The sequence below is a fragment of the Pseudomonas paraveronii genome (assembly GCF_963681955.1).
Classification (GTDB): domain Bacteria; phylum Pseudomonadota; class Gammaproteobacteria; order Pseudomonadales; family Pseudomonadaceae; genus Aquipseudomonas; species Aquipseudomonas paraveronii.
On sequence record NZ_OY817130.1, the window covers coordinates 2,009,468 to 2,030,267 of the forward strand.

The window sequence follows — 20,800 nt, forward strand, 5'->3', positions numbered from 1 at the left end:
TCTAACGGCGGAGAAAATGATGCGGTCGTGGTCCTTGTGAAACGAGCTACGGCTTAATGCTTCTCTGCGCGGAATGACCCGCCCAGCTTCCCGGTGCCGGGTGGGCGGGGCAAGCGAAAATCTACAGGCCGACCGCGTCGATATCGATTAACAGCAAGCGCTGGCCGTTATCGAAGAATTGTCCGGCGGTCAGGCAATACTGGTTGGTGGTGGCGTCGCGGTAGGTCGAAGACAGCGTCAGGCGACGCTCCTCCCAGCCTTCGGCCAGCAGATGATAGAAGTATGGGCGCCATGACCAGTTGTGACCGAGGTAGCGGCTGTCGGCTTGCCAGGCATCCTGGCGCCATTCGAAGTTGGGGGTCAGTTGGGTGCCATGTCGGTCGCACTGGTAGAAGCGCAGCAGCCAGGGAAAATCCGGCAATTGCGGCAAATGGCTCAGCGGTGCCTGGCCCTGGGCCCAGGTCTGGAGGATTTTCATCAGTTCGGTCAATTGCTGGCGTAACAGCATGATGCGTCCGCGTTCGGCGAGTTTTTTCTGCACGTAAGCGCTACGCAGTTGGGCAAAGCGCGGTACGAAAGCATCGGCGGCGAACCAGTCCAATTGCGCCTGGGCAAACAGATAACCCTGCACGTACCGCGAGCCGCACTCCAGCGCAAAGCTCAACTGCGCTTCGGTCTCCACGCCTTCGGCAATGATCCAGCAGCCGGTTTTTTCCGCCATTTGCGCGAGTGCCCGCACGACTTCACTGCTGGGGCCACCTTTTGCAGCTTCCTGAAACAGGCGCATGTCCAGCTTGAGAATGTCCGGCTGCAACGCCAGCACGCGGTCGAGCTGCGAATAGCCGGCGCCGAAGTCATCGATGGCGATGCGTGCGCCGGCCTCGCGATAGCGCGCCACCACGTCGGCCAGGCGTTGGATATCGCCGCCCAGTTCAGTGATCTCGAACACGATGCGCTGTGGGTCGACGCCGTGGGCCTGCACCTGTTGCAGGCTGGGCAAGGCTTGGCCGGCACGCAGGCGATTGATCCAGCGCGGCGAGATGTTCAGGCTCAGAAACCAGTCCTGCGGTGCCTCGTGCAGACGGCTTAACGCGTTGTCGCGGATTTGCCGGTCCAGGCGCCGCAAGGCCACGCCTGAGGTGCGCGGGTCGGCGAACAACGGGCCGACCGACAGCAGGCGACCGTCAGCCTGGCGCAGGCGGCCAAGGGCTTCGACGCCGGCAATGCGCCCGGTGGCGGTGTCAATGAAGGGTTGGAAGCAGGCGAGCGGTTGCCCGTCGATCACGGGGCCTCCTTAACGCGTTGGCAAGAAAAGACCCGGCCTTCGTTGACGAGGGCCGGGCCGATTGTGTTTGCAAGAATGCAGCCAGCAGGCCTCAACCTTTGCGTGAGGCGCCCTGCATGGCCAATTTGATCAGCGGGATCAAGCCGGCGCCCAGCCGCACCAGGCGGGTCAGGCTGCTGAGACTGCCGCCCTTGGCGCCCTTGCCGGTGAAGAAACCGATCAGCGTCACTGCCGCCACGCCCCACAGCGGCGCGTGCTTGATACCCAGGCTGTCCTGCCAGTTCTGGCCCATGTTGCGCACTTTGTGCAGGGGCGCCATCAGTTGCTGGGACTCATGGCGGATTTCCTGGCGGTGCATTTCCATGCGCAGGCGGATCAGCGCCTTGCGCATTTCCTGGCGCGAGTGGGTGTGCGGGAATTCAGTCAGGCTCATGGCAGCAGGCGCTCCCGGTCATTGGCCAGCTCTTCGAGCGTGGCGTGGAACGGCGTGGATTCATCGAATACCGCCGCCTTCAAGCGCACAGCGCAGAACACAGCGGCCAGGGTATAGAACACACAGAGGCAGATGATTCCGGTCAGGCGGTAGCCGGTGTCCCATACCAGAATCATCACCAACGTCGACAACCCCACCAGCAACAGCAGGGCAAACACCAGGGCCAGCCCGGCAAACAGCAGCAGGCTGACGGTGCGGGCCTTCTGCTCCTGCAACTCGATGCCGAACAGTTCGACATGGCTGTGCAGCAAGCCCAGTACGGCTGCGCCCAGGCGTCGGGACGTTGAACTTGGGCCCGTGGACGAGCCGGATTCGCCGATAGACATAGGATTAGCGCCTTGTAGCAAGCAGGCCGATCAAAAAGCCCACGCCGGCGGCAATGCCCACCGACTGCCAAGGGTTGGCCTGCACATAATCTTCGGTCGCGGTGACGGCGGCCTTGCTGCGGTCGCGCAGGGAGTCTTCGGTCAGTTGCAGGGTTTCACGGGCCTTGAGCAGGCTGTCGTGGATCTTGGCGCGCAGTTCGTCGGCCTGGTCGCCGGCCAGGATGGCGGTGTCGTCCAGCAACTTTTCGGTGTCACTGACCAGGGTCTGAAAATCCGCCATCAGTATTTCTTGAGCCGTCTGTGCTGTTTTGCTGGCCATGGATATCTCCGTGAGTGGCTGATCGGTACGTGTGGTTTCGAGTCACCGGCATCGGTGAAGGTTCATTGCAATTGTCTGGTACAACTTTTGCTTTTCCTTGGTGCGCAGGCCCCGGGGCCTGCGCTGAATCTGGGCGGTTGGGCCGCAAACCGGTGAAAACCTTACCCTATATAACTGAAACTCGCGGAAAAACCCTGTCGGGAATGCCCGGTTGTGCTGATCGCTGCGCTAAAGCGGTTCACGCCCTCAGAAGAGGGGCGGAGCCGGTGGTACCAATTTAGTGCGCGAAACGCCGGCTTGAACCGCTTTGGTGCTTTTTGCCTTTATCGCAGGCCTGCCAACCTCCATGGAAAATCTGCAAAGCGCAGTGGACACCCTCGTCCACAGTTCTAACACCCTATTTATTCTGATTGGTGCGGTCATGGTCCTCGCCATGCACGCCGGTTTCGCCTTCCTCGAAGTCGGCACCGTGCGCCAGAAGAACCAAGTCAACGCCCTGTCGAAAATCCTCAGTGACTTCGCGATCTCCACCCTGGCCTATTTCTTTATAGGCTATTGGATCTCTTATGGCGTGAGCTTCATGCAACCGGCAGCGGTGATCAGTGCCGATCACGGTTATGGCCTGGTGAAGTTCTTCTTCCTGTTGACCTTTGCCGCGGCGATTCCGGCGATCATTTCCGGGGGCATTGCCGAGCGTGCACGATTTGTTCCGCAACTGTGCGCTACCGCGCTGATTGTGGCGTTTATCTACCCGTTTTTCGAAGGCTTGGTGTGGAACGGCAATTTCGGCGTGCAGGCCTGGTTGCTGGCGACCTTCGGTGCCAGCTTCCATGATTTTGCCGGTTCCGTGGTGGTACATGCCATGGGTGGCTGGCTCGCGTTGGCGGCGGTGCTGTTGCTCGGGCCGCGTAACGGGCGTTATCGCGAAGGTCGCCTGGTGGCCTTTGCACCGTCGAGCATTCCGTTCCTGGCGCTGGGTTCGTGGATTCTGATTGTCGGCTGGTTCGGCTTTAACGTGATGAGCGCGCAGACCCTGAATGGCGTCAGCGGCCTGGTGGCGGTCAATTCGTTGATGGCCATGGTCGGCGGTACAGTCGCGGCGCTGGTGATTGGCCGCAATGACCCGGGTTTCCTGCACAACGGCCCGCTGGCCGGGCTGGTGGCGATCTGTGCCGGCTCCGACCTGATGCATCCGGTGGGTGCATTGGTCACGGGCGTTGTCGCCGGCGGTCTGTTTGTGTGGTGCTTCATTGCTGCCCAGGATCGTTGGAAGATCGACGACGTGCTGGGTGTCTGGCCGCTGCATGGCCTGTGTGGCGTGTGGGGCGGGATTGCCTGTGGCATCTTCGGCCAGACTGCCCTTGGCGGGTTGGGCGGGGTCAGCCTGATCAGCCAATTGATCGGCACCGCGTTGGGTGTGGCGGTGGCGTTTACCGGCGGCCTGCTGGTGTACGGCGTGATCAAGCGCGTACACGGGCTGCGCCTGAGCCAGGAAGAGGAGTACTACGGCGCGGACCTGTCGATCCACAAGATCGGTGCGATCAGTCAGGATTGATCGGCGCCTCTTCGTCAGGGGTCGCCCGCGGGTAAAAGCCGTGTAGCAGACGGTAGCGGTTATGCCGCACGTCATCGACCCGCGCTTGCACCTGCTGGTCTGGTATGCCCAGCAGGATCAGGGCGTGGGAGGCGAGCATCAGGCTCGACTCCAGAAGTTCGGGCACCACTTCGCTGGCGCCCGCGGCTTTCAGCTCGGCCAATTGGCTGTCGTCGCGTGTGCGCACCAGGATCGGTACGTCGGCGTTGATCCGGCGGGCCTCCTTCAGTACCACGAGAGCGACCTCGGTGTTATCCACGGCGATCACCACCAGGCGCGCACGGTCCAGGCCGACCGCACTGAGCAGGGCGCCACGACGGCAGTCGCCATAATGCACGCTGCTGTCTTCGGTAGCGGCTTCCTGCACCCGTTCCGGGTTGTCATCCAGTGCGATAAACGCCTGTTGTTCAAGGTGCAGAAAGCGCCCGATCGATTGCCCGACGCGGCCATAGCCGCAGATAACCGCATGGTCACGTAACTCGGCGTTGAGCGCGGTGATGGCTTCGAGTTGCACCTGTTGGTTGGGCTTGCGGTGCAGGCGCAGGGCAATGCTCGGTGCCGCCCGCAGTAACAGCGGGGTCAGCAGCATCGAGCAGAAGGTGACGGCCAGCAGCAACCCGTTGAACTCATCCGGTATCAGTCGGCTCTGCTGCATCTGCGCCATCAGCGCAAAACAGAACTCGCCGCCCTGAGCCAGGGCCAGGCCGCTGCGCCAGGCGGTTTCTCGGTCGCTGCCGCGCAGTTTGACCAGTGCCGCGACCACGCAGCCCTTGGTCAGCATCAGCGCCAGGGTCAGGCCGAGGATCAGCAGGCCGTGGCTGATGAACAATTGCAGGTCGATGAGCATGCCGATGCTGACGAAAAACAGCCCCAGCAGAATGTCGCGAAACGGTCGGATATCCGCCTCGATCTGATGCCGGTAATGGCTTTCCCCCAGCAGCATGCCGGCCAGGAACGCACCTAGCGCAGGGGAGAGGCCCAGCAGGTGAGTGAGCCAGGCGGTCAGCAACACGATCACCAGCGCCAGCAGCACAAACAGCTCGGCCGAATGGGAGGCGGCGACTTCACGGAACAAACGCGGCAATAACCAGCGGGCGGCGAGCAGCAGGCCGACGAACAACAACAGCGTCTTGCCCAGCGTCAACGGCAGAGCCCAATACCAGGCCTGCTCGCTGCTGCCGGCGAACACCGGGACCAGGGTCAGCAGCAACACCGCTACCACATCCTGGAACAGCAGCACCCCAATCGCGTTCTGGCCATGGCTGCTGAAGATTTCCCCGAGGCTGCCCAGCTCTTTGCTGACGATGGCCGTGGACGACAACGCCAGCCCCGCACCGAGCAGCAGGGCGATGTTCGGCGACACGCCAAAGGCCATCAACAGGCCCCCCAGCAGCACCCCGCACCCCAGCACCTGCAGGCTGCCCAGGCCAAATACCACGCGGCGCAGGGCGAACATTTTGCTCAGCGAGAACTCCAGGCCCAGGGAAAACAGCAGGAACACCACGCCCAGTTCGGCGAGGTCGGGCAGGTGTTCGCTGTCATTCACCCAGTCGAGGGCGGTCGGCCCCACGGCCAGGCCCACGCACAGGTAGCCCAGCACGGGCGGCAATTGCAGCCGGCGAAACAGCGCAATCACCACCAGGGATGAGGCGAGAATGATCAGCAGGTTGGCGAACACAAGCATCTCCATTGTAGGGCGCGCGGACAAAAAGCCGCGAGAGTCGCTGAATCAGTTATAGGCCGTGGTGACCTGGGTCAGGGTTTATCGGCTCGCCAGCGCTATTGAGTCGGCCTAAAATGGGCGCCTATCCCTGATCAGGTTCTATCGTCATGCCTCCTGAATGCCAGTTGTTCACTACTCTGGGCTGCCATCTGTGTGAGCTCGCCGAAGAAGAAATCATGCCGTTGGTCGAACATGGGTTGATGGTGGAACTGGTGGACATCGCCGATTCCGAAGCCCTGTTCGAAGCCTACGGCCTAACGATTCCGGTGCTGCGCCGGGTAGACACGGGGGCTGAACTGGCTTGGCCGTTCGACACCAAGCAGGTCGTGTCCTTCCTACTCTAGCGCTTGGGCGATGGCAGCTTTCTCAATATTGGGTTACTGTATGTTTGTACAGCGATTGAATAGAGGGAACGCCCGTGGTGAATGTTGAACAACTGAAAAGCAGCGTTAATCGCATGTCCGCCGATATCGTGCGCGACGCGGTGAACGAGCTGCGCCTCGATGGCCTGGTCACGGAAGGCAAGACGCCGTTTAACAAAGTGCATTTCAATACCTGCTTTGCCGAGATCGAAGCGTTGTTCCAGCGCGCCGGTTATCACAGGCAGTTGGATGTGGTGGGTTACCAGGGCTTGCTGTACGCGCTGTATGATCCGGGCCGTTGGGAAGCGGTGGACGTATTGCGCTGGCTCAAGGAATTTACCGAGGCCGCCAGTGCTTCGCCGATCCTGCGGGCACAGTTAGCCAAGGCCTGAGATCCGCCCTAGGCTCAATCCCGCTTCATGCGGGATAATGCCGGCCTGTTTCCCAGGCTTCGAGCATCTGCATGTCCACTTCCGGTTTTTCTGCGTCCCAGCATCAAGCCAGCACTTTGTACTTGCCGCCCGGCCCTTGGGCGACGGTGCTCGATTGCCTGTGCGAGCATTTCCCGGCGATCGGCCGCGCGCAGTGGCTGGACCGCATCGCCCGTGGCCGCGTGCTGGATCTCCAGGGCAGTCCGATCCGTCTGGACCTGGCCTACAAGGAAGGCCTGTGCATCTATTACTTCCGCGAAGTGCCGAACGAAAAAGTCATCCCGGTGCAGGAAACCATCCTGTACGCCGACGAACACCTGGTGGTGGCGGACAAACCGCACTTTCTGCCCGTCACCCCGGCCGGTGAGTACGTCGAGCAAACCCTGTTGCGCCGCCTGATTCGCCGCCTGGACAATCCGTCCCTGGTGCCCCTGCACCGCATCGACCGACATACGGCGGGGCTGGTGCTGTTCTCGGCCAACCCGCGAAGCCGCTCGGCCTATCAGCAGTTATTTCCCACTCGTAAAATCGACAAATTCTACGAAGCTATCGCCCCGGCCTTGCCGAACCTGACCTTCCCCCTGGTCCACAAAAGCCGCCTGGTGGATGGCGAGCCATTCTTTCGCATGCAGGAAGGGCCAGGCACCAGCAACACCGAAACGGCCGTGGAAGTGCGCGAAACCCACGGCGATTTATGGCGCTATGGCCTGTTCCCCGTGACCGGCAAGAAGCACCAGTTGCGGGTACACATGACGGCCCTCGGGGCGAGTATTTGCAATGACCCGTTCTACCCCGACGTGATCAAGGATGCCGTGGACGACTACGCCAATCCCTTGAAGCTGCTCGCCCAGGGCGTGCGTTTTATCGATCCGGTAACGGGTGAAGAGCGCAGTTTCCGCAGCCAAATCACCCTCGACTGGTAACCCCGGAAACGACAAGGCCCGCGCGAGGCGGGCCTTGTGTGCAAGCGTTGCGGCTTACAGGTCTTTAACGGTACGCACTTGATCTTTGTTGATGCGGGTACGCTTGCCGTCAAGCTGTTCGAATTCGTAGAAGCCCGAAGTCTTGTCATATTCTGGGGTGTCGACAGCCTGGATTTCGCGACCGTCATTCAGGGTGATCACTGTTGGCGAGGCGCAACCGGCAAGGGTAGCGAGGCCCAGTGCAAGCATGAGAGCGGCGATGGTCCGTTGAGTCATGGGTGTGTCTCCGAGAGAATTCTTTTTGAGTGCTGACTGTGTGACGCGTGGCGCGTCGACAAAGTTCCTTGTGCGAGGTTCATTCTGACATGCCAGGCCCTGTGTGTAACAGCGCAGGCGTGTTCAGGTTGGCCAGGCGCGGATCATCTGCCGGGCATTCCAGCCCGACGCCACCCAACTGCAGGAAAATCTTGCGCGGGCTGCGCTCACCGGCTTGCCAGGCCTGTTCTACCGCGCTTTGCAGGTAGGTGGGGATGATGCAGATCAACGGTTCCCAGAATTCTCCGTGGCGCACCATCACCGGCAGCCGCGGATTGCGCTGCGCCGTCTCGCGCAGATCGGCGAGCAGTCGGGCGTCAAGGTGCGGTACATCGCACGGTAAGATCAGCACGTGCCCATGGCGGGCGGCGCTCAATCCTGCGCGGATACCGGCCAGCGGTCCGGGGAAATCCGCGCTGTCGTCACTCACCACCTGGTCGGCATAGGGCGCGTAACGCTCCAGGTTGCGGTTGCACGAGATGATCAGGTCGTCGGTCAGTGGGCGCACCAAGTGTTGCAAGTGCGCAATCAGCGGCTGGCCGTGCCATTCCAGCAAGCCCTTGTCTTGTCCGCCCATGCGTTGGCCGCGGCCACCGGCCAACAGCAGAATCGAACAGGGCAGGGGCGAAGAGTCGTCGGGCATGTGGGTTCCGCTGCGGCAGGTAAATAGGGGCCTGTGATATAACATCGGGCTATTCCTTCGACAACCGGACCGTGCCATGAAAGCCAAGGCAGATGCGCCCTTCGTACCCCTGAATATCGCTGTACTGACCGTCAGCGACACCCGCACCCTGGACACCGATACCTCGGGCCAGGTTTTTGTCGACCGCCTGATCGCCGCCGGCCACCTCCTGGCCGAGCGCGTGCTGCTCAAGGACGACCTCTACAAGATCCGCGCCCAGGTGGCTCACTGGATCGCCGAAGACGTGGTGCAGGTCGTACTGATCACCGGCGGCACCGGCTTCACTGGCCGCGACAGCACGCCTGAAGCGGTGAGCTGTCTGCTCGACAAGCAGGTCGATGGTTTTGGCGAGCTGTTCCGTCAGATCTCCGTGGCCGACATCGGCACCTCCACCGTGCAATCCCGCGCCCTGGCCGGCCTGGCCAATGGCACCCTGGTGTGCTGCCTGCCGGGTTCCACCAACGCCGTGCGCACCGGCTGGGACGGCATCCTCGCCGAGCAACTGGACAACCGTCACCGTCCCTGCAACTTCGTACCGCACCTGAAACAGGCCGAACCCTGTGAATCCCGTGGATAAGTCGGGCAAGACCGGCGCCTTGATGCCGGTGGAAGAAGCCCTGCAACGCTTGCTCGAGATAGCCGACGCCGCACCGATCCGCGAGCAGCAGGTGTTGCCCCTGGCCGCGTGCGATGGCCGCGTATTGGCGCAGGATCTGATCGCCACCCTCGACCTGCCGCCCTGGCCCAACAGCGCCATGGACGGTTATGTCCTGCGCCTTTGCGACTGGGCCGGCGAGCCGTTGGTGGTGAGCCAGCGCATCTTCGCCGGTCAAGCACCCGCGCCATTGGCCGCTGGCACCTGCGCGCGCATCTTCACCGGAGCGCCCGTGCCGGAAGGCGCTGACTGCGTGGAAATGCAGGAAAACGCCGTGGTTCACGCCGATGAGCGGGTGAGCTTTACCGAGCCGTTGCATATCGATCAGAACATTCGCCCGCAAGGGCAGGAAACCACCGTCGGCGAATTGGTGTTGGCCGCGGGCACGCGCCTGGGCCCGATCGAACTCGGCCTGGCCGCGTCCCTCGGCCTCGACCATTTGGCTGTGGTACGCCGCGTGCGGGTCGCGGTGCTGTCCACCGGCGATGAGTTGATCGAGCCCGGTTTGCCCCTCGGTCCGGGGCAGATCTACAACAGCAACCGCCGTGTGCTGTGCAGTTGGCTGGAGCGCCTGGGGTGTGAAGTGATCGATGCCGGCATTCTTCCGGATGACCTGGAACAGACGCGCACGCGCTTGGCCGGCCTGGACGCAGTTGACCTGATTCTGTCGACCGGCGGTGTGTCGGTAGGCGAGGCGGATTTTCTCGGCATTGCTCTACGTGAAGAGGGCGAGCTGGCCTTGTGGAAGCTGGCGATCAAGCCCGGCAAACCGCTGACCTTCGGCCATTTTCGTGGCGTGCCGGTGATCGGCCTGCCGGGCAATCCGGCGTCGACGTTGGTGACGTTTGCCCTGTTGGCGCGCCCCTATCTGCTGCGCCGCCAAGGTGTGGCTGAAGTCCAACCGCTGCGGTTTGAGGTGCCGGCAGGGTTCGTCTGGCCCAAGCCGGGCAACCGCCGCGAGTACCTGCGCGGGCGCATCGAGCAGGGCAAGGCGGTCATCTACCGCAACCAGAGCTCCGGCGTGCTGCGCAGCGCGGCGTGGGCGCAAGGGTTGGTGGAGGTGTTGGAGGGCACTACGCTGGAGATGGGGGATCGCGTCAATTTCATCCCGCTGAGCGAAGTCCTGAACTAAACATCGATTCAAGTGTGGGAGGGGGCTTGCCCCCGATGGCGGTGTATCAGCCACAGATGTGTTGACTGAAACACTGCCATCGGGGGCAAGCCCCCTCCCACATTTGGATTGGTGTCTGTCTGGGGCTACTCAGTAGTCGTCGCCACGCTCGGTGATATCGCGCTCGACCGGCGCGGCGTCCGGGTCGTACCCCACCGGAAACTTGCCCTTCAACGTCCAGGCAAACGCGATGATCTCGGCGATCGTGCGGTACAACTCTTCCGGGATACTGTCGCCCAACTCCATGCGCGCGAGCAGCTTCACCAACTCGGCGTTTTCATAGATGGGCACTTCATTTTCCCGCGCCAGCTTGAGGATCGCTTCGGCCAGGGCATCGTCGCCCTTGGCGGTCAGGGTCGGCGCTTGTTGGCCGTCATACTTGAGGGCGATGGCCTGGCGCGGCGGGTTGGCGTTGTTCATGCGGTTTCGTCCACCCAGCGTTGCTCCAATCCGGTTTTCGGCCCGCGTGGCGGGGTGCCGAGGTGGCAGTCGAGGTCGCCGACATTGATGCCCGACGTCACCAGGCGCTCGCGCAAACTGCCCAAGTGACTTTCGATCAAGCTGGCGGTGAACGGTCGGGTCGCCCACAACTGGCTCGACAGTTTGCCCTGCGACAATTGCGCCTGGACCTGTAACGGGCCCAGCGGCTCCATGTCGAAGGCCAGTTCCACGCGCCAGAGCATCTGCTTGGGGTCTTTTTTGTCTTTGCGTTCGGGCTGGTCCTTGTCCGGCGCGGGGTCTTCGCGCTGGAACTTGACCTGCAGCGGCACGATGTCCTGCAGGGTACGCATGGGGATTTCCAACTGCCAGGTGGTTTGCAGGCGGCCATCGGCAGTGGTGCCGGTCTGTTCCAGGCTCGACAGTTGATGGCTCTGTAGTCGCGAGATGGCACCGGCGGCCAGGCGCAGCAGGTTTTCCAGGTCGCCTTCGCCCTCCAGGCGTTGCATCAGCCGCGCCGGCAATGGAAAACCGGCTGGTGCCTGGCGGGCGCTGACTTGCCCGAGGGTGTTCAGCGGGCTGCGCACGAAGTTGGGCAGCATCTGGGCCAGGGTGTTGGCGGCGAGTATGGCATTGAGGTTGGTGCTGGCGGGCAGGGCGGGCAGCAGATCGGCGACCAGGCGCAGCAGGGCACCTTTCATATCCAGTGGTGGGATTTGCGGGTTTTGCCCGGCCAGTAACTTGGCTTCAAGAAACGCGCCGCTGTTCTGGATCACTTGAGCCAGCACCTTGGGATTGCTGACTTGTGCGAGGTCGGGCAACGCGGCGAGCAAACGGTCGGCGGCCGCGCGCAGCTCGACGGAAGTGCTGTCGTCCCGGGGCAGTGTTTGCAACGCGGTGAACACCGCATCCAGCGAGCCCTGGCGACTTTGCTGGGTGGCGAGTTGCTGGGTCACGGCCAGTTGATCCTTGAGCCCGCTCAAAGGCACGAAGTTCAGGGTCTGCGCATCCTGCACCACGGCGCTGAGCAGGCTGCCGATACGCAGGGGTTGCGGGCTCTCCACGGTCAGGGTCGTACCGGCCAGGGCGTTGTTGAGCACTGTCACCAACGAGCGGTAGATCGTCAGTTGCGTGGTGCCTTGGGGCAGGATTTGGCTGGTCAGGACTTTGGCTTGCAGCAAGGTGCCTGCCGGCATTTGCGTGGTGTCGATGCGGGTGAGGGCGGCGACGTTGGCACTCAAGGCTTGCTGCAGGCTGAGGGTCAGGTTGCCGGCAGGCGTCTGGCTCACCGCCACATTGCTGCCCAGCGGCAAGGGTTGCGGGCTGCTGGCCTGGACCAGCGTCTGGCGGCCACCGTCGAGGGTCAATTTTAGTAGCAACTGAAAGGCTTCACCGCCTTGTTTAAGTGCGATGACTTCGGCGTTCGCGGTTTTTCCCGGGTCGATCAAGCCGATCTGCGGCTCCAGCAGTTTCAGCAACTCACCGCTTGCCGGCGCTGGCGCAGGGGCCGGCCCGGCTGTCGGGGCAGGAGGAAGCGTAGGAAGGTTGATCTCGCCGGTCATCGTGCGTGTCGTCTCAGGGGAAATAGCCCTCTTTAGCGTAGGGCATCGCATGTATAATGCGGCCCGTCTGCCATGAGAGCGGTAAAAACCTCACAACTATTTGATCCAGCTCTCTAAAATCGGTCGCCAAAGTCGTTATTGTGCTCCTTTCTATAACGGCCGCCGCACCGCCGACTTGAACCGTAAAGGCCCGCGATCTTTTGACCAGCCCTCTTCTTGAAGCCGTAGCGCTTGCCTGTGAACGTGACCTGCGCCTGCTGTTCGAGCACCTGGACCTGCGCCTGGCGGGCGGCGACATGGTGCAGATCAGTGGCCCCAACGGCAGCGGCAAGACCAGCCTGCTGCGTTTGCTGGCCGGGTTGATGCAGCCTACGGCGGGCGAAGTGCGGCTCAACGGCAAACCGTTGAACGAACAACGCACCGAGCTGGCCCGCAATCTCACCTGGATCGGCCACGCCGCCGGGATCAAAGACGTGCTCAGCGCCGAAGAAAACCTCAGTTGGCTCAGCGCCCTGCATCATCCGGCCAGCCGCGAGGCGATCTGGCAGGCACTGGCCGCCGTCGGTCTCAAGGGCTTCGAAGACGTGCCCTGTCACACCCTGTCCGCCGGCCAGCAGCGCCGCGTGGCCCTGGCGCGCCTGTATCTGCCCGGCCCGCCGCTGTGGATTCTCGACGAACCCTTCACCGCCCTCGACAAACAAGGCGTCGCCCAGTTGGAAGAACATCTGGCCCGGCATTGCGAGCAGGGTGGCCTTGTCGTGCTGACGACGCACCACAGCCTGACGCGCCTGCCCGCCGGTTACCGCGACCTGGACCTGGGGCGGTGGTCGGTATGAGTGTGTTCGCCCTGTTGGTGGCCCGCGAGGCGCGGCTGTTGTGCCGGCGTCCGGCCGAGCTGGCCAATCCGCTGGTGTTCTTCGCGATTGTCATCGCGTTGTTCCCGCTGGCGGTCGGCCCCGAGACTAAACTGTTGCAAACCTTGTCTCCGGGACTGGTGTGGGTGGCGGCCCTTTTGTCCGTGCTGCTCTCGCTGGACGGGCTGTTTCGCAGTGATTTCGAGGATGGCTCCCTGGAACAGTGGGTCCTTTCGTCGCACCCCCTGCCGCTTCTGGTATTGGCCAAGGTACTGGCACACTGGGCGTTTTCCGGCCTGGCGCTGGTGTTGCTCTCGCCGTTGCTGGCAATGATGCTAGGGTTGCCCAGCGAATGCCTGCCGGTATTGCTCATGTCCTTGTTGCTCGGCACGCCGGCGCTCAGCTTGTTGGGCGCGGTGGGCGCGGCGCTGACGGTGGGTTTGAAACGCGGCGGCCTGCTGCTGGCCCTGTTGATTCTGCCTTTGTATATCCCGGTGTTGATCCTGGGCAGCGGCGCTTTGCAAGCCGCGCTCATGGGCATGCCGGCGACCGGTTACCTCTTGTGGCTTGGCAGCCTGACCGCCCTGGCGGTAACCCTGACACCCTTTGCCATAGCGGCCGGCCTGAAGATCAGCGTCGGCGAATAATGAAGTTGGGTTACGTGTAACCCGTTCTTCAACATAAGAAAGGCCCTACGCTTCTTGCAACCACAAGACGCAACCGTGATGGAAACAGCAATGAACTGGACCTGGTTTCACAAGCTCGGCTCGCCCAAATGGTTTTACGGCATCAGCGGCAAGCTGCTGCCGTGGTTGAGCGTCGCCGCCGTATTGCTTATCGGCCTCGGCCTGGTCTGGGGCCTGGCCTTCGCACCGCCGGATTACCAGCAGGGCAACAGCTTTCGCATCATCTATATCCATGTGCCTGCCGCGATGCTCGCCCAGTCCTGCTACGTGATGCTGGCGGTGTGCGGCATCGTCGGCCTGGTGTGGAAGATGAAACTCGCGGACGTCGCCCTGCAATGCGCTGCGCCCATCGGTGCGTGGATGACCGCCGTGGCGCTGGTCACCGGCGCGATCTGGGGCAAACCCACCTGGGGTTCGTGGTGGGTGTGGGATGCGCGACTAACGGCCATGCTGATCCTGCTGTTTCTGTACTTCGGTCTTATTGCCCTTGGCAATGCGATCAGCAATCGTGACAGCGCCGCCAAGGCCTGTGCGGTGCTGGCGATTGTCGGCGTGATCAACATCCCGATCATCAAATACTCGGTGGAGTGGTGGAACACCCTGCACCAGGGCGCCACCTTCACCCTGACCGAAAAGCCGGCCATGCCCGTGGAAATGTGGGCGCCGCTGTTGCTGATGGTACTGGGGTTCTACTGCTTCTTCGGCGCTGTGCTGCTGATGCGCATGCGCCTCGAAGTGCTCAAGCGTGAAGCCCGCGCCAGTTGGGTCAAGGCCGAAGTGCAAACCAGCCTGGGAGCGCGTGGATGAGTTTTGCTTCTTTCAGTGATTTTCTCGCCATGGGCCACCATGGCCTGTATGTCTGGACGGCCTATGGCATCTGCCTGGCAGTACTGGCTCTCAACGTCGCCGTGCCGATCCTGGCCCGCAAGCGTTACCTGCAACAAGAGGCGCGTCGTCTGCGCCGGGAGACCGATAAGTGAATCCGCTGCGTAGAAAGCGTCTGTTGATCATCCTTGCCATTCTGGCCGGCGTAAGTATTGCCGTGGGCCTGGCGATGAGTGCCCTGCGGGAGAACATCAACCTGTTCTACACCCCGACCCAGATCGCCAATGGCGAAGCCCCGCTGGACACGCGCATCCGCGCCGGCGGCATGGTGGAGAAGGGCTCCTTGAAGCGTTCCGGCGACTCCCTGGACGTCACCTTCGTGGTCACCGACTTCAATAAGGCCGTGACCATTACATATCGCGGCATCCTCCCGGACCTGTTTCGTGAAGGCCAGGGCATCGTCGCCCTGGGCAAACTGAATGCCGACGGTGTGGTAGTGGCCGATGAAGTACTGGCCAAGCACGATGAGAAATACATGCCGCCGGAAGTTACCAAAGCGTTGAAAGACAGCGGCCAATCCGCCCCAACTCCAGCCAAGGAGGGCTAAGTGATGACGTCCGCATTGTATATTCCGGAGCTGGGCCACTTGGCGATGATCCTCGCCCTGTGCTTCGCCATCGTCCAGGCGGTGGTGCCGTTGCTCGGCGCGTGGCGTGGCGACCGTCTGTGGATGAGCCTGGCGCAGCCCGCCGCCTGGGGCCAGTTTGCCTTTCTGGTGTTCGCGTTCTGCTGCCTGACCTACGCCTTTATGACCGACGACTTTTCCGTCGCCTATGTGGCCAGCAACTCCAACAGCGCCTTGCCCTGGTATTACAAATTCAGCGCCGTGTGGGGCGCCCACGAAGGTTCGCTGCTGTTGTGGGCCCTGATCCTCGGCGGTTGGACCTTCGCCGTGTCGATCTTCTCCCGGCAACTGCCGCAAGTCATGCTGGCGAGGGTGCTGGCGGTGATGGGCATGATCAGCATCGGCTTCCTGCTGTTCCTGATCATGACTTCCAACCCGTTCAGCCGCATCCTGCCGCAGGTCCCGGTGGACGGGCGTGATCTCAACCCGCTGCTGCAGGACATCGGCCTGATCGTCCACCCGCCGATGCTCTACATGGGCTATGTCGGCTTCTCCGTGGCCTTCGCCTTCGCCATCGCCGCCTTGCTCGGCGGGCGTCTCGATGCGGCCTGGGCGCGCTGGTCGCGGCCGTGGACCATCGTCGCCTGGGCCTTTCTCGGCATCGGTATCACCCTGGGTTCGTGGTGGGCTTATTACGAACTTGGCTGGGGCGGCTGGTGGTTCTGGGACCCGGTGGAAAACGCGTCCTTCATGCCTTGGCTGGTGGGCACCGCGCTGATTCACTCGCTGGCCGTCACCGAAAAACGCGGCGTGTTCAAGAGCTGGACCGTGTTGCTGGCCATTGCGGCGTTTTCCCTCAGCCTGCTCGGCACTTTCCTCGTGCGTTCGGGCGTTCTGACTTCGGTGCATGCGTTTGCGTCCGACCCTGCGCGCGGCGTGTTCATCCTGATCTTCCTGCTGTGTGTGGTCGGCGGTTCCCTGACCCTGTTCGCCCTGCGCGCGCCGGTGGTCAAGAGCCAGGTCGGCTTCAACCTGTGGTCGCGGGAAACCCTGCTGCTGGGCAATAACCTGGTGTTGGTGGTGGCCGCGTCGATGATCCTGCTCGGCACCCTGTACCCGCTGGTGCTGGATGCGCTGACCGGCGCCAAGCTGTCGGTCGGCCCGCCGTATTTCAACGCCTTGTTCATCCCGTTGATGGGCTTGTTGATGGTGGTCATGGCCATCGGCGTGCTGGTGCGCTGGAAAGACACCCCGGTGAAATGGCTGGTGGGCATGCTGACCCCGGTGCTGCTGGGCAGCGCGGCCTTGGCCGTGATCGCCGGTATCGCCTATGGCGATTTCAACTGGGCGGTCCTCGCCACGTTCATGCTCGCCGCCTGGGTGTTGCTGGCCGGTATGCGCGACATTGTCGACAAGACCCGCCACAAAGGCCTGATCAAGGGCCTGCCCACCCTGACCCGCAGCTACTGGGGCATGCAGGTCGCGCATATCGGCATCGCCGTGTGTGCCCTCGGCGTGGTGCTCTCCAGCCAAAACAGCGCCGAGCGTGACCTGCGCATGGCCCCCGGCGAGTCCATGGACCTGGCCGGTTACCACTTCATCTTCGAAGGCGCCAAGCACTTCGAAGGGCCGAACTTCACGTCCGACAAAGGCACCGTGCGCGTGGTACGCAACGGTAAGGAAATCGCCGTGCTGCACCCGGAAAAACGCCTGTATACCGTGCAGAGTTCGATGATGACCGAAGCCGGGATCGACGCTGGTTTCACCCGTGACCTTTACGTCGCCCTGGGTGAACCGCTGGGTGAGGGCGCCTGGGCGGTGCGCGTGCATGTCAAACCGTTCGTGCGCTGGATCTGGTTCGGCGGTTTGATCACCGCTTTTGGTGGTGTGCTCGCGGCGCTGGACCGGCGCTATCGGGTCAAGGTCAAGAGCCGGGTGCGCGAAGCTCTCGGTCTGCAAGGAGCGGCGGTATGAAGCGTTGGTTGATGGTCGTGCCGCTGGGGTTGTTTCTGCTGATGGCGGTGTTCCTGTATCGCGGGTTGTACCTGGACCCGGCCGAGTTGCCCTCGGCCATGATTGGCAAGCCGTTCCCCGCCTTCAATCTGCCGACGGTGCAGGGCGACAAAACCCTGACCCAGGCTGACCTGCTGGGCAAACCGGCGCTGGTCAACGTGTGGGGCACCTGGTGCATCTCCTGCCGAGTCGAGCACCCGGTGCTGAACAAACTGGCGGAGAAGGGCGTGGTGATCTACGGCATCAACTACAAGGACGACAATGCGGCGGCCTTGAAATGGCTGGCGGAATTCCACAACCCGTACCAACTGGATATCCGCGATGAAGACGGCAACCTCGGTTTGAACCTTGGCGTCTACGGCGCTCCGGAAACCTTCTTTATCGACGCCAAGGGCGTGATCCGCGACAAGTATGTCGGCGTCATCGATGAAGTGGTCTGGCGCGAACAACTGGCCGCCAAGTACCAGGCCCTGGTCGACGAGGCCAAGCCATGAAGCGCTGGTTAGCTGCTGCCGTATTGGCCTTGGGCCTGGTGGGCGTGGCCCACGCCGCCATCGACACCTACGAATTCGCCAACGACGCCGAGCGCGAGCGTTTCCGTGACCTGACCAAGGAACTGCGCTGCCCCAAGTGCCAGAACCAGGACATCGCCGACTCCAACGCCCCCATCGCCGCCGACCTGCGTAAAGAGATCTTCCGCATGTTGGGGGAGGGCAAGGACAACCAGCAGATCATCGACTTCATGGTCGACCGCTATGGCGATTTCGTTCGCTACAAACCGGCGCTCACCGGCAAGACCGCGCTGCTCTGGTTCGGCCCCGCCGGGCTGCTGCTGGCCGGCGTTGTGGTGATGGTGGTGATCGTCCGCCGTCGCCGCGCCGCCCCTACCGATGGTTCCGACGCGCTATCCCCCGAAGAGCGCCAACGCCTCGACCAATTGCTGGACACCAAGACTGATGATTGATTTCTGGCTCGCAGCCGGCTTGCTGCTTCTGATTGCCCTGAGTTTCCTGTTGATCCCTGTATTGCGTGGCCGTCGTGCCCAGCGTGAAGAGGATCGCACCGCGCTGAACGTGGCGCTCTATCAAGAACGCGTGGCCGAACTGCAAACCCAGCAGGACGAAGGCGTACTCAACGCCGCGCAACTCGACACCGGCCGTGCCGAAGCCGCGCGCGAATTGCTGGCTGACACCGAAGGCGCAGAAAAGCCTCGCGAATCGCGTTTGGGCAAGCCGCTGCCGTTGCTCGCTGCGGTTTTAGTGCCGGTGCTGGGCCTTGGCTTGTACATGCACTTCGGCGCCAGCGACAAGGTCGAACTGACCCGCGAATTCTCCCAGCCGCCGGTGTCCATGGAAGACATGACCCACCGCCTGGAACGCGCCGCGGCGGCTCAACCGGATTCCGCGGAAGGCTTGTACTTCCTCGGCCGTGCGTACATGGCCCAGGACCGTTCCGCCGATGCCGCCAAGGTCTTCGAACGCACCGTGGCCCTGGCCGGGCGCCAGCCGGAGCTGTTGGGGCAGTGGGCTCAGGCCCAGTACTTTGCCGACAACAAGCAATGGTCGCCCAAGGTTCAGGCCCTGACCGACGAAGCCCTCAAGCTCGACCCGAGAGAAGTCACCAGCCTCGGCCTGCTCGGCATCGTGGCCTTTGAAGGCCAGCGCTACCAAGAGGCGATCGATTACTGGAGCCGCCTGCTGGCGCAATTGCCACCGCAAGACAATTCCCGCGTCGCCCTGCAAGGCGGGATCGATCGCGCGGCAGAAAGGCTGAAAGCGAACGGTGGCACCGTCGCCCAAAAGGCCGTGATGAAAGTGCGTGTGGACTTGTCCGCCGACATCAAGGCCAAGGCCCTGCCCGGTGACAGCGTGTTCATCTTCGCCCGCGCCGTCTCCGGCCCGCCGGCACCGCTCGCGGCCAAGCGCGTGACCGTCGCCGACCTGCCCGTCACCGTCGAACTGGGCGATGCCGACGCAATGATGCCGCAGTTGAAACTGTCCAACTTCCCCGAAGTCCAACTGGTTGCGCGCATATCCCGGGCCGGTAAACCGACCAGTGGCGAGTGGATCGGCCGCAGCCAACCCTTGACCAGCACCACCACTGCGCTGCAGCAGCTGACCATCGACAGTCCGGACAAGTAATTCGAGGAAACGCCTATGACCGCCCTTGCACGCATCACCCTGCTCAGCCTGGTATTGGGCTTGAGCGCTTGTGCGGTCCACCGCCCACCTCCCGCGCCCACCGGCCCGACCATCCCACCGTCGGGCCCGTCGACCCAACCCGGCACCAGACCTTCCAGCCCGGTCACCGCCCCAGCGAAAGCGCCACCGAGCAAGTCGCCAACCTTCGCCCCACCACCGGGCGCGGCCAGCCACTGGGACGGCAAGATGCAGGTGTACGTGCTGGAAGACCAGCCCGACACCTTCTACCGCCAGCGCACTTACTACCGCTGGAGCAACGGCTGGAGCCGCTCCATCAGCCCGGACGGGCCGTGGGAAGAGACCGACGTGCAGGGCGTGCCGCCGGGGTTGAGCAAGCACTACGCGCAGTGACAAAAGGCGACCTTTGGGTCGCCTTTTTTTCGTAGGCTTCGTAGGGTGGTCGTTCAAACACTGGAGAGCCAATGCCGGGGCCGGACTTGCCCGAGATAGCGGCCTGTCAGATAAAAGTGATTTCCGAAGTCAGCGCTAGGCGTGCGTGGCATTAGGTGTCTTCAACGTGCATTTAGCGACGAGGATTGCCAGCACTGCCAAACTGAAGGTTGCCCAGGCCATCATCCACGGTCACCAGCAAGACCGGTAGTATCAGTATCGCTAGAGCCAACCACCGCCCGGAGAGTGGTTGCTGGTTTAAAACGTCAGCCGTTAATGACATCAGCGACACCTTATCAAGAAAGGTTCTGAGTTAGATGCAGGGATTTTTGAGTTCCATGCTATTCGCCACAATGCTTTCCATAGGTTTTGGACCGATAGCCTTGATCATCCTGAGGCAATCCATCGCCGGTGGCTTTCGCAGCGCGTTACCTGGGGCTCTAGGTGCGGCCGTTGCAGATGCGGTTTTTGCGGCTGTCGCATTTTCTGGTTTGCAGACAATTAAGGCATTTTGGTTAGCCAACAACCGTCTATTGACCTGGGTGGCAATTGCTTACCTGTTTTATCTGGGGGCCATCACATTTGCAAAACATGCAGTTGTGGCACAACTAAGACCTACCGCAGGATTTATCCCAGTCTTTTTACTGACACTAACGAACCCACTCACGATCGTAGCGATCTCCTCCTATGTGATTGCCAGCGGCACGGTGCTTGACGGGCAGGGACTGTACCTGAGCCTTGCAGGTTTTCTGGTGGGCTCATTTTCAGGTCAGATGTTATATGCGCTGGGCGGCAACGTTATCAGGACTGCGCTGGTCGATCATCCTGATCTCGGTTTGATCAATCGCATCAGCGGTGGGCTATTGATTGGCTTTGCGGCCTGGCAATGTGCGCGCATTTTGTCTGGAGGCTGATCCTCTGCCATCC

Annotated in this window: 26 protein-coding genes; 17 read left to right on the plus strand and 9 right to left on the minus strand. The window is 62.2% G+C overall.

What is annotated here, in order from left to right; all coding sequences use genetic code 11:
- Nucleotides 1–121: 121 nt before the first annotated feature.
- The 4 genes from U5A08_RS09195 to U5A08_RS09210 form a co-directional block, all read right to left on the minus strand.
- Nucleotides 122–1,285 (minus strand): EAL domain-containing protein, encoded by a 1,164-nt coding sequence (locus tag U5A08_RS09195; RefSeq protein WP_321851259.1) that lies wholly within the window; start codon nt 1,283–1,285, stop codon nt 122–124.
- Nucleotides 1,286–1,376: 91 nt separating this feature from the next.
- Entirely contained in the window at nt 1,377–1,718 is a 342-nt protein-coding gene (locus U5A08_RS09200; protein ID WP_253394344.1) for a hypothetical protein, read from the minus strand.
- A complete protein-coding gene (locus tag U5A08_RS09205; RefSeq protein WP_247407249.1) occupies nt 1,715–2,104 on the minus strand; it encodes a phage holin family protein in 390 nt (129 codons plus the stop codon). The genes U5A08_RS09200 and U5A08_RS09205 overlap by 4 nt, the downstream gene beginning before the upstream one ends.
- 4 nt (nt 2,105–2,108) lie before the next feature.
- Complete coding sequence (locus U5A08_RS09210; protein ID WP_017849423.1) at nt 2,109–2,423, minus strand: ElaB/YgaM/YqjD family protein; 315 nt, start codon at nt 2,421–2,423, stop codon at nt 2,109–2,111.
- 346 nt (nt 2,424–2,769) lie between these two features.
- Here U5A08_RS09210 and U5A08_RS09215 point away from each other — a divergent pair, with 346 nt between their 5' ends.
- Nucleotides 2,770–3,978, plus strand: coding sequence for an ammonium transporter (locus tag U5A08_RS09215; RefSeq protein ID WP_247407251.1), 1,209 nt, complete (start codon nt 2,770–2,772; stop codon nt 3,976–3,978).
- On the opposite strand, the gene U5A08_RS09220 is transcribed toward U5A08_RS09215, so the two are convergent.
- Entirely contained in the window at nt 3,965–5,701 is a 1,737-nt protein-coding gene (locus U5A08_RS09220; RefSeq protein ID WP_253400360.1) for a cation:proton antiporter, read from the minus strand. The genes U5A08_RS09215 and U5A08_RS09220 overlap by 14 nt on opposite strands.
- A gap of 146 nt (nt 5,702–5,847) precedes the next feature.
- Here U5A08_RS09220 and U5A08_RS09225 point away from each other — a divergent pair, with 146 nt between their 5' ends.
- The 3 genes from U5A08_RS09225 to U5A08_RS09235 all read left to right on the plus strand — a co-directional run bounded on the left by U5A08_RS09225 (nt 5,848) and on the right by U5A08_RS09235 (nt 7,456).
- On the plus strand, nt 5,848–6,084 hold the full coding sequence (locus U5A08_RS09225; protein WP_253394346.1) for a glutaredoxin family protein: 237 nt from the start codon (nt 5,848–5,850) through the stop codon (nt 6,082–6,084).
- A 74-nt stretch (nt 6,085–6,158) separates the two neighbouring features.
- Nucleotides 6,159–6,494, plus strand: a complete 336-nt coding sequence (locus U5A08_RS09230) for a transcriptional regulator (RefSeq protein ID WP_253394347.1) — start codon at nt 6,159–6,161, stop codon at nt 6,492–6,494.
- Nucleotides 6,495–6,565: 71 nt separating this feature from the next.
- Nucleotides 6,566–7,456: a pseudouridine synthase gene (locus U5A08_RS09235; RefSeq protein WP_321851262.1), complete on the plus strand. Its 891-nt coding sequence runs from the start codon at nt 6,566–6,568 to the stop codon at nt 7,454–7,456.
- 54 nt (nt 7,457–7,510) lie between these two features.
- Here U5A08_RS09235 and U5A08_RS09240 read toward each other — a convergent pair whose 3' ends face one another.
- Nucleotides 7,511–7,732 carry a YgdI/YgdR family lipoprotein gene (locus U5A08_RS09240; RefSeq protein ID WP_253394349.1) on the minus strand — a complete coding sequence of 74 codons (222 nt, stop codon included), beginning with the start codon at nt 7,730–7,732 and terminating at the stop codon, nt 7,511–7,513.
- Nucleotides 7,733–7,811: 79 nt separating this feature from the next.
- On the minus strand, nt 7,812–8,414 hold the full coding sequence (mobA, locus tag U5A08_RS09245; protein ID WP_321851264.1) for a molybdenum cofactor guanylyltransferase MobA: 603 nt from the start codon (nt 8,412–8,414) through the stop codon (nt 7,812–7,814).
- Between the two features lie 76 nt (nt 8,415–8,490).
- Between mobA and moaB the strand changes: the two genes are divergently transcribed.
- Nucleotides 8,491–9,030 carry a molybdenum cofactor biosynthesis protein B gene (moaB, locus tag U5A08_RS09250; RefSeq protein ID WP_017849430.1) on the plus strand — a complete coding sequence of 180 codons (540 nt, stop codon included), beginning with the start codon at nt 8,491–8,493 and terminating at the stop codon, nt 9,028–9,030.
- Complete coding sequence (locus tag U5A08_RS09255; RefSeq protein ID WP_321851266.1) at nt 9,014–10,240, plus strand: molybdopterin molybdotransferase MoeA; 1,227 nt, start codon at nt 9,014–9,016, stop codon at nt 10,238–10,240. The genes moaB and U5A08_RS09255 overlap by 17 nt, the downstream gene beginning before the upstream one ends.
- Nucleotides 10,241–10,369: 129 nt before the next feature.
- On the opposite strand, the gene U5A08_RS09260 is transcribed toward U5A08_RS09255, so the two are convergent.
- Complete coding sequence (locus U5A08_RS09260) at nt 10,370–10,699, minus strand: EscU/YscU/HrcU family type III secretion system export apparatus switch protein (RefSeq protein WP_321851268.1); 330 nt, start codon at nt 10,697–10,699, stop codon at nt 10,370–10,372.
- Nucleotides 10,696–12,279 (minus strand): flagellar hook-length control protein FliK, encoded by a 1,584-nt coding sequence (gene fliK, locus U5A08_RS09265; RefSeq protein WP_321851269.1) that lies wholly within the window; start codon nt 12,277–12,279, stop codon nt 10,696–10,698. The genes U5A08_RS09260 and fliK overlap by 4 nt, the downstream gene beginning before the upstream one ends.
- Nucleotides 12,280–12,479: 200 nt before the next feature.
- Here fliK and ccmA point away from each other — a divergent pair, with 200 nt between their 5' ends.
- From ccmA to U5A08_RS09320, 11 genes are all read left to right on the plus strand, one after another.
- Nucleotides 12,480–13,115 (plus strand): cytochrome c biogenesis heme-transporting ATPase CcmA, encoded by a 636-nt coding sequence (gene ccmA / locus U5A08_RS09270; RefSeq protein WP_253394355.1) that lies wholly within the window; start codon nt 12,480–12,482, stop codon nt 13,113–13,115.
- Nucleotides 13,112–13,780, plus strand: a complete 669-nt coding sequence (gene ccmB, locus U5A08_RS09275; RefSeq protein WP_017849435.1) for a heme exporter protein CcmB — start codon at nt 13,112–13,114, stop codon at nt 13,778–13,780. Before ccmA ends, ccmB begins: the two co-directional genes overlap by 4 nt.
- A gap of 90 nt (nt 13,781–13,870) precedes the next feature.
- Complete coding sequence (locus tag U5A08_RS09280; RefSeq protein ID WP_253394358.1) at nt 13,871–14,626, plus strand: heme ABC transporter permease; 756 nt, start codon at nt 13,871–13,873, stop codon at nt 14,624–14,626.
- Entirely contained in the window at nt 14,623–14,799 is a 177-nt protein-coding gene (gene ccmD / locus U5A08_RS09285; RefSeq protein ID WP_253394359.1) for a heme exporter protein CcmD, read from the plus strand. The genes U5A08_RS09280 and ccmD overlap by 4 nt, the downstream gene beginning before the upstream one ends.
- Nucleotides 14,796–15,251, plus strand: coding sequence for a cytochrome c maturation protein CcmE (gene ccmE, locus U5A08_RS09290; RefSeq protein ID WP_027607026.1), 456 nt, complete (start codon nt 14,796–14,798; stop codon nt 15,249–15,251). The genes ccmD and ccmE overlap by 4 nt, the downstream gene beginning before the upstream one ends.
- Nucleotides 15,252–15,254: 3 nt before the next feature.
- Complete coding sequence (locus U5A08_RS09295) at nt 15,255–17,243, plus strand: heme lyase CcmF/NrfE family subunit (RefSeq protein WP_321851274.1); 1,989 nt, start codon at nt 15,255–15,257, stop codon at nt 17,241–17,243.
- A complete protein-coding gene (locus U5A08_RS09300) occupies nt 17,240–17,776 on the plus strand; it encodes a DsbE family thiol:disulfide interchange protein (protein WP_276197205.1) in 537 nt (178 codons plus the stop codon). Before U5A08_RS09295 ends, U5A08_RS09300 begins: the two co-directional genes overlap by 4 nt.
- Nucleotides 17,773–18,246, plus strand: coding sequence for a cytochrome c-type biogenesis protein (locus U5A08_RS09305; protein ID WP_321851276.1), 474 nt, complete (start codon nt 17,773–17,775; stop codon nt 18,244–18,246). Before U5A08_RS09300 ends, U5A08_RS09305 begins: the two co-directional genes overlap by 4 nt.
- On the plus strand, nt 18,239–19,423 hold the full coding sequence (ccmI, locus tag U5A08_RS09310) for a c-type cytochrome biogenesis protein CcmI (protein WP_321851277.1): 1,185 nt from the start codon (nt 18,239–18,241) through the stop codon (nt 19,421–19,423). Before U5A08_RS09305 ends, ccmI begins: the two co-directional genes overlap by 8 nt.
- A gap of 15 nt (nt 19,424–19,438) precedes the next feature.
- Complete coding sequence (locus tag U5A08_RS09315) at nt 19,439–19,834, plus strand: hypothetical protein (protein WP_253394370.1); 396 nt, start codon at nt 19,439–19,441, stop codon at nt 19,832–19,834.
- A 377-nt stretch (nt 19,835–20,211) separates the two neighbouring features.
- A complete protein-coding gene (locus tag U5A08_RS09320; protein WP_321851279.1) occupies nt 20,212–20,787 on the plus strand; it encodes a LysE family translocator in 576 nt (191 codons plus the stop codon).
- The last annotated feature ends 13 nt before the right edge of the window (nt 20,788–20,800 follow it).

Coding starts and splice junctions, on each gene's coding strand:
- U5A08_RS09260 (WP_321851268.1), bottom strand. CDS start 10,699: ATGAACAACGCCAACCCGCCGCGCCAGGCCATCGCCCTCAAGTATGAC.
- U5A08_RS09205 (WP_247407249.1), bottom strand. CDS start 2,104: ATGTCTATCGGCGAATCCGGCTCGTCCACGGGCCCAAGTTCAACGTCC.
- U5A08_RS09305 (WP_321851276.1), top strand. CDS start 17,773: ATGAAGCGCTGGTTAGCTGCTGCCGTATTGGCCTTGGGCCTGGTGGGC.
- U5A08_RS09240 (WP_253394349.1), bottom strand. CDS start 7,732: ATGACTCAACGGACCATCGCCGCTCTCATGCTTGCACTGGGCCTCGCT.
- U5A08_RS09215 (WP_247407251.1), top strand. CDS start 2,770: ATGGAAAATCTGCAAAGCGCAGTGGACACCCTCGTCCACAGTTCTAAC.
- U5A08_RS09295 (WP_321851274.1), top strand. CDS start 15,255: ATGACGTCCGCATTGTATATTCCGGAGCTGGGCCACTTGGCGATGATC.
- ccmB (WP_017849435.1), top strand. CDS start 13,112: ATGAGTGTGTTCGCCCTGTTGGTGGCCCGCGAGGCGCGGCTGTTGTGC.
- fliK (WP_321851269.1), bottom strand. CDS start 12,279: ATGACCGGCGAGATCAACCTTCCTACGCTTCCTCCTGCCCCGACAGCC.
- U5A08_RS09225 (WP_253394346.1), top strand. CDS start 5,848: ATGCCTCCTGAATGCCAGTTGTTCACTACTCTGGGCTGCCATCTGTGT.
- ccmD (WP_253394359.1), top strand. CDS start 14,623: ATGAGTTTTGCTTCTTTCAGTGATTTTCTCGCCATGGGCCACCATGGC.
- U5A08_RS09300 (WP_276197205.1), top strand. CDS start 17,240: ATGAAGCGTTGGTTGATGGTCGTGCCGCTGGGGTTGTTTCTGCTGATG.
- ccmI (WP_321851277.1), top strand. CDS start 18,239: ATGATTGATTTCTGGCTCGCAGCCGGCTTGCTGCTTCTGATTGCCCTG.
- U5A08_RS09235 (WP_321851262.1), top strand. CDS start 6,566: ATGTCCACTTCCGGTTTTTCTGCGTCCCAGCATCAAGCCAGCACTTTG.
- U5A08_RS09320 (WP_321851279.1), top strand. CDS start 20,212: ATGCTATTCGCCACAATGCTTTCCATAGGTTTTGGACCGATAGCCTTG.
- mobA (WP_321851264.1), bottom strand. CDS start 8,414: ATGCCCGACGACTCTTCGCCCCTGCCCTGTTCGATTCTGCTGTTGGCC.
- U5A08_RS09315 (WP_253394370.1), top strand. CDS start 19,439: ATGACCGCCCTTGCACGCATCACCCTGCTCAGCCTGGTATTGGGCTTG.
- U5A08_RS09280 (WP_253394358.1), top strand. CDS start 13,871: ATGAACTGGACCTGGTTTCACAAGCTCGGCTCGCCCAAATGGTTTTAC.
- U5A08_RS09200 (WP_253394344.1), bottom strand. CDS start 1,718: ATGAGCCTGACTGAATTCCCGCACACCCACTCGCGCCAGGAAATGCGC.
- U5A08_RS09220 (WP_253400360.1), bottom strand. CDS start 5,701: ATGCTTGTGTTCGCCAACCTGCTGATCATTCTCGCCTCATCCCTGGTG.
- U5A08_RS09210 (WP_017849423.1), bottom strand. CDS start 2,423: ATGGCCAGCAAAACAGCACAGACGGCTCAAGAAATACTGATGGCGGAT.
- moaB (WP_017849430.1), top strand. CDS start 8,491: ATGAAAGCCAAGGCAGATGCGCCCTTCGTACCCCTGAATATCGCTGTA.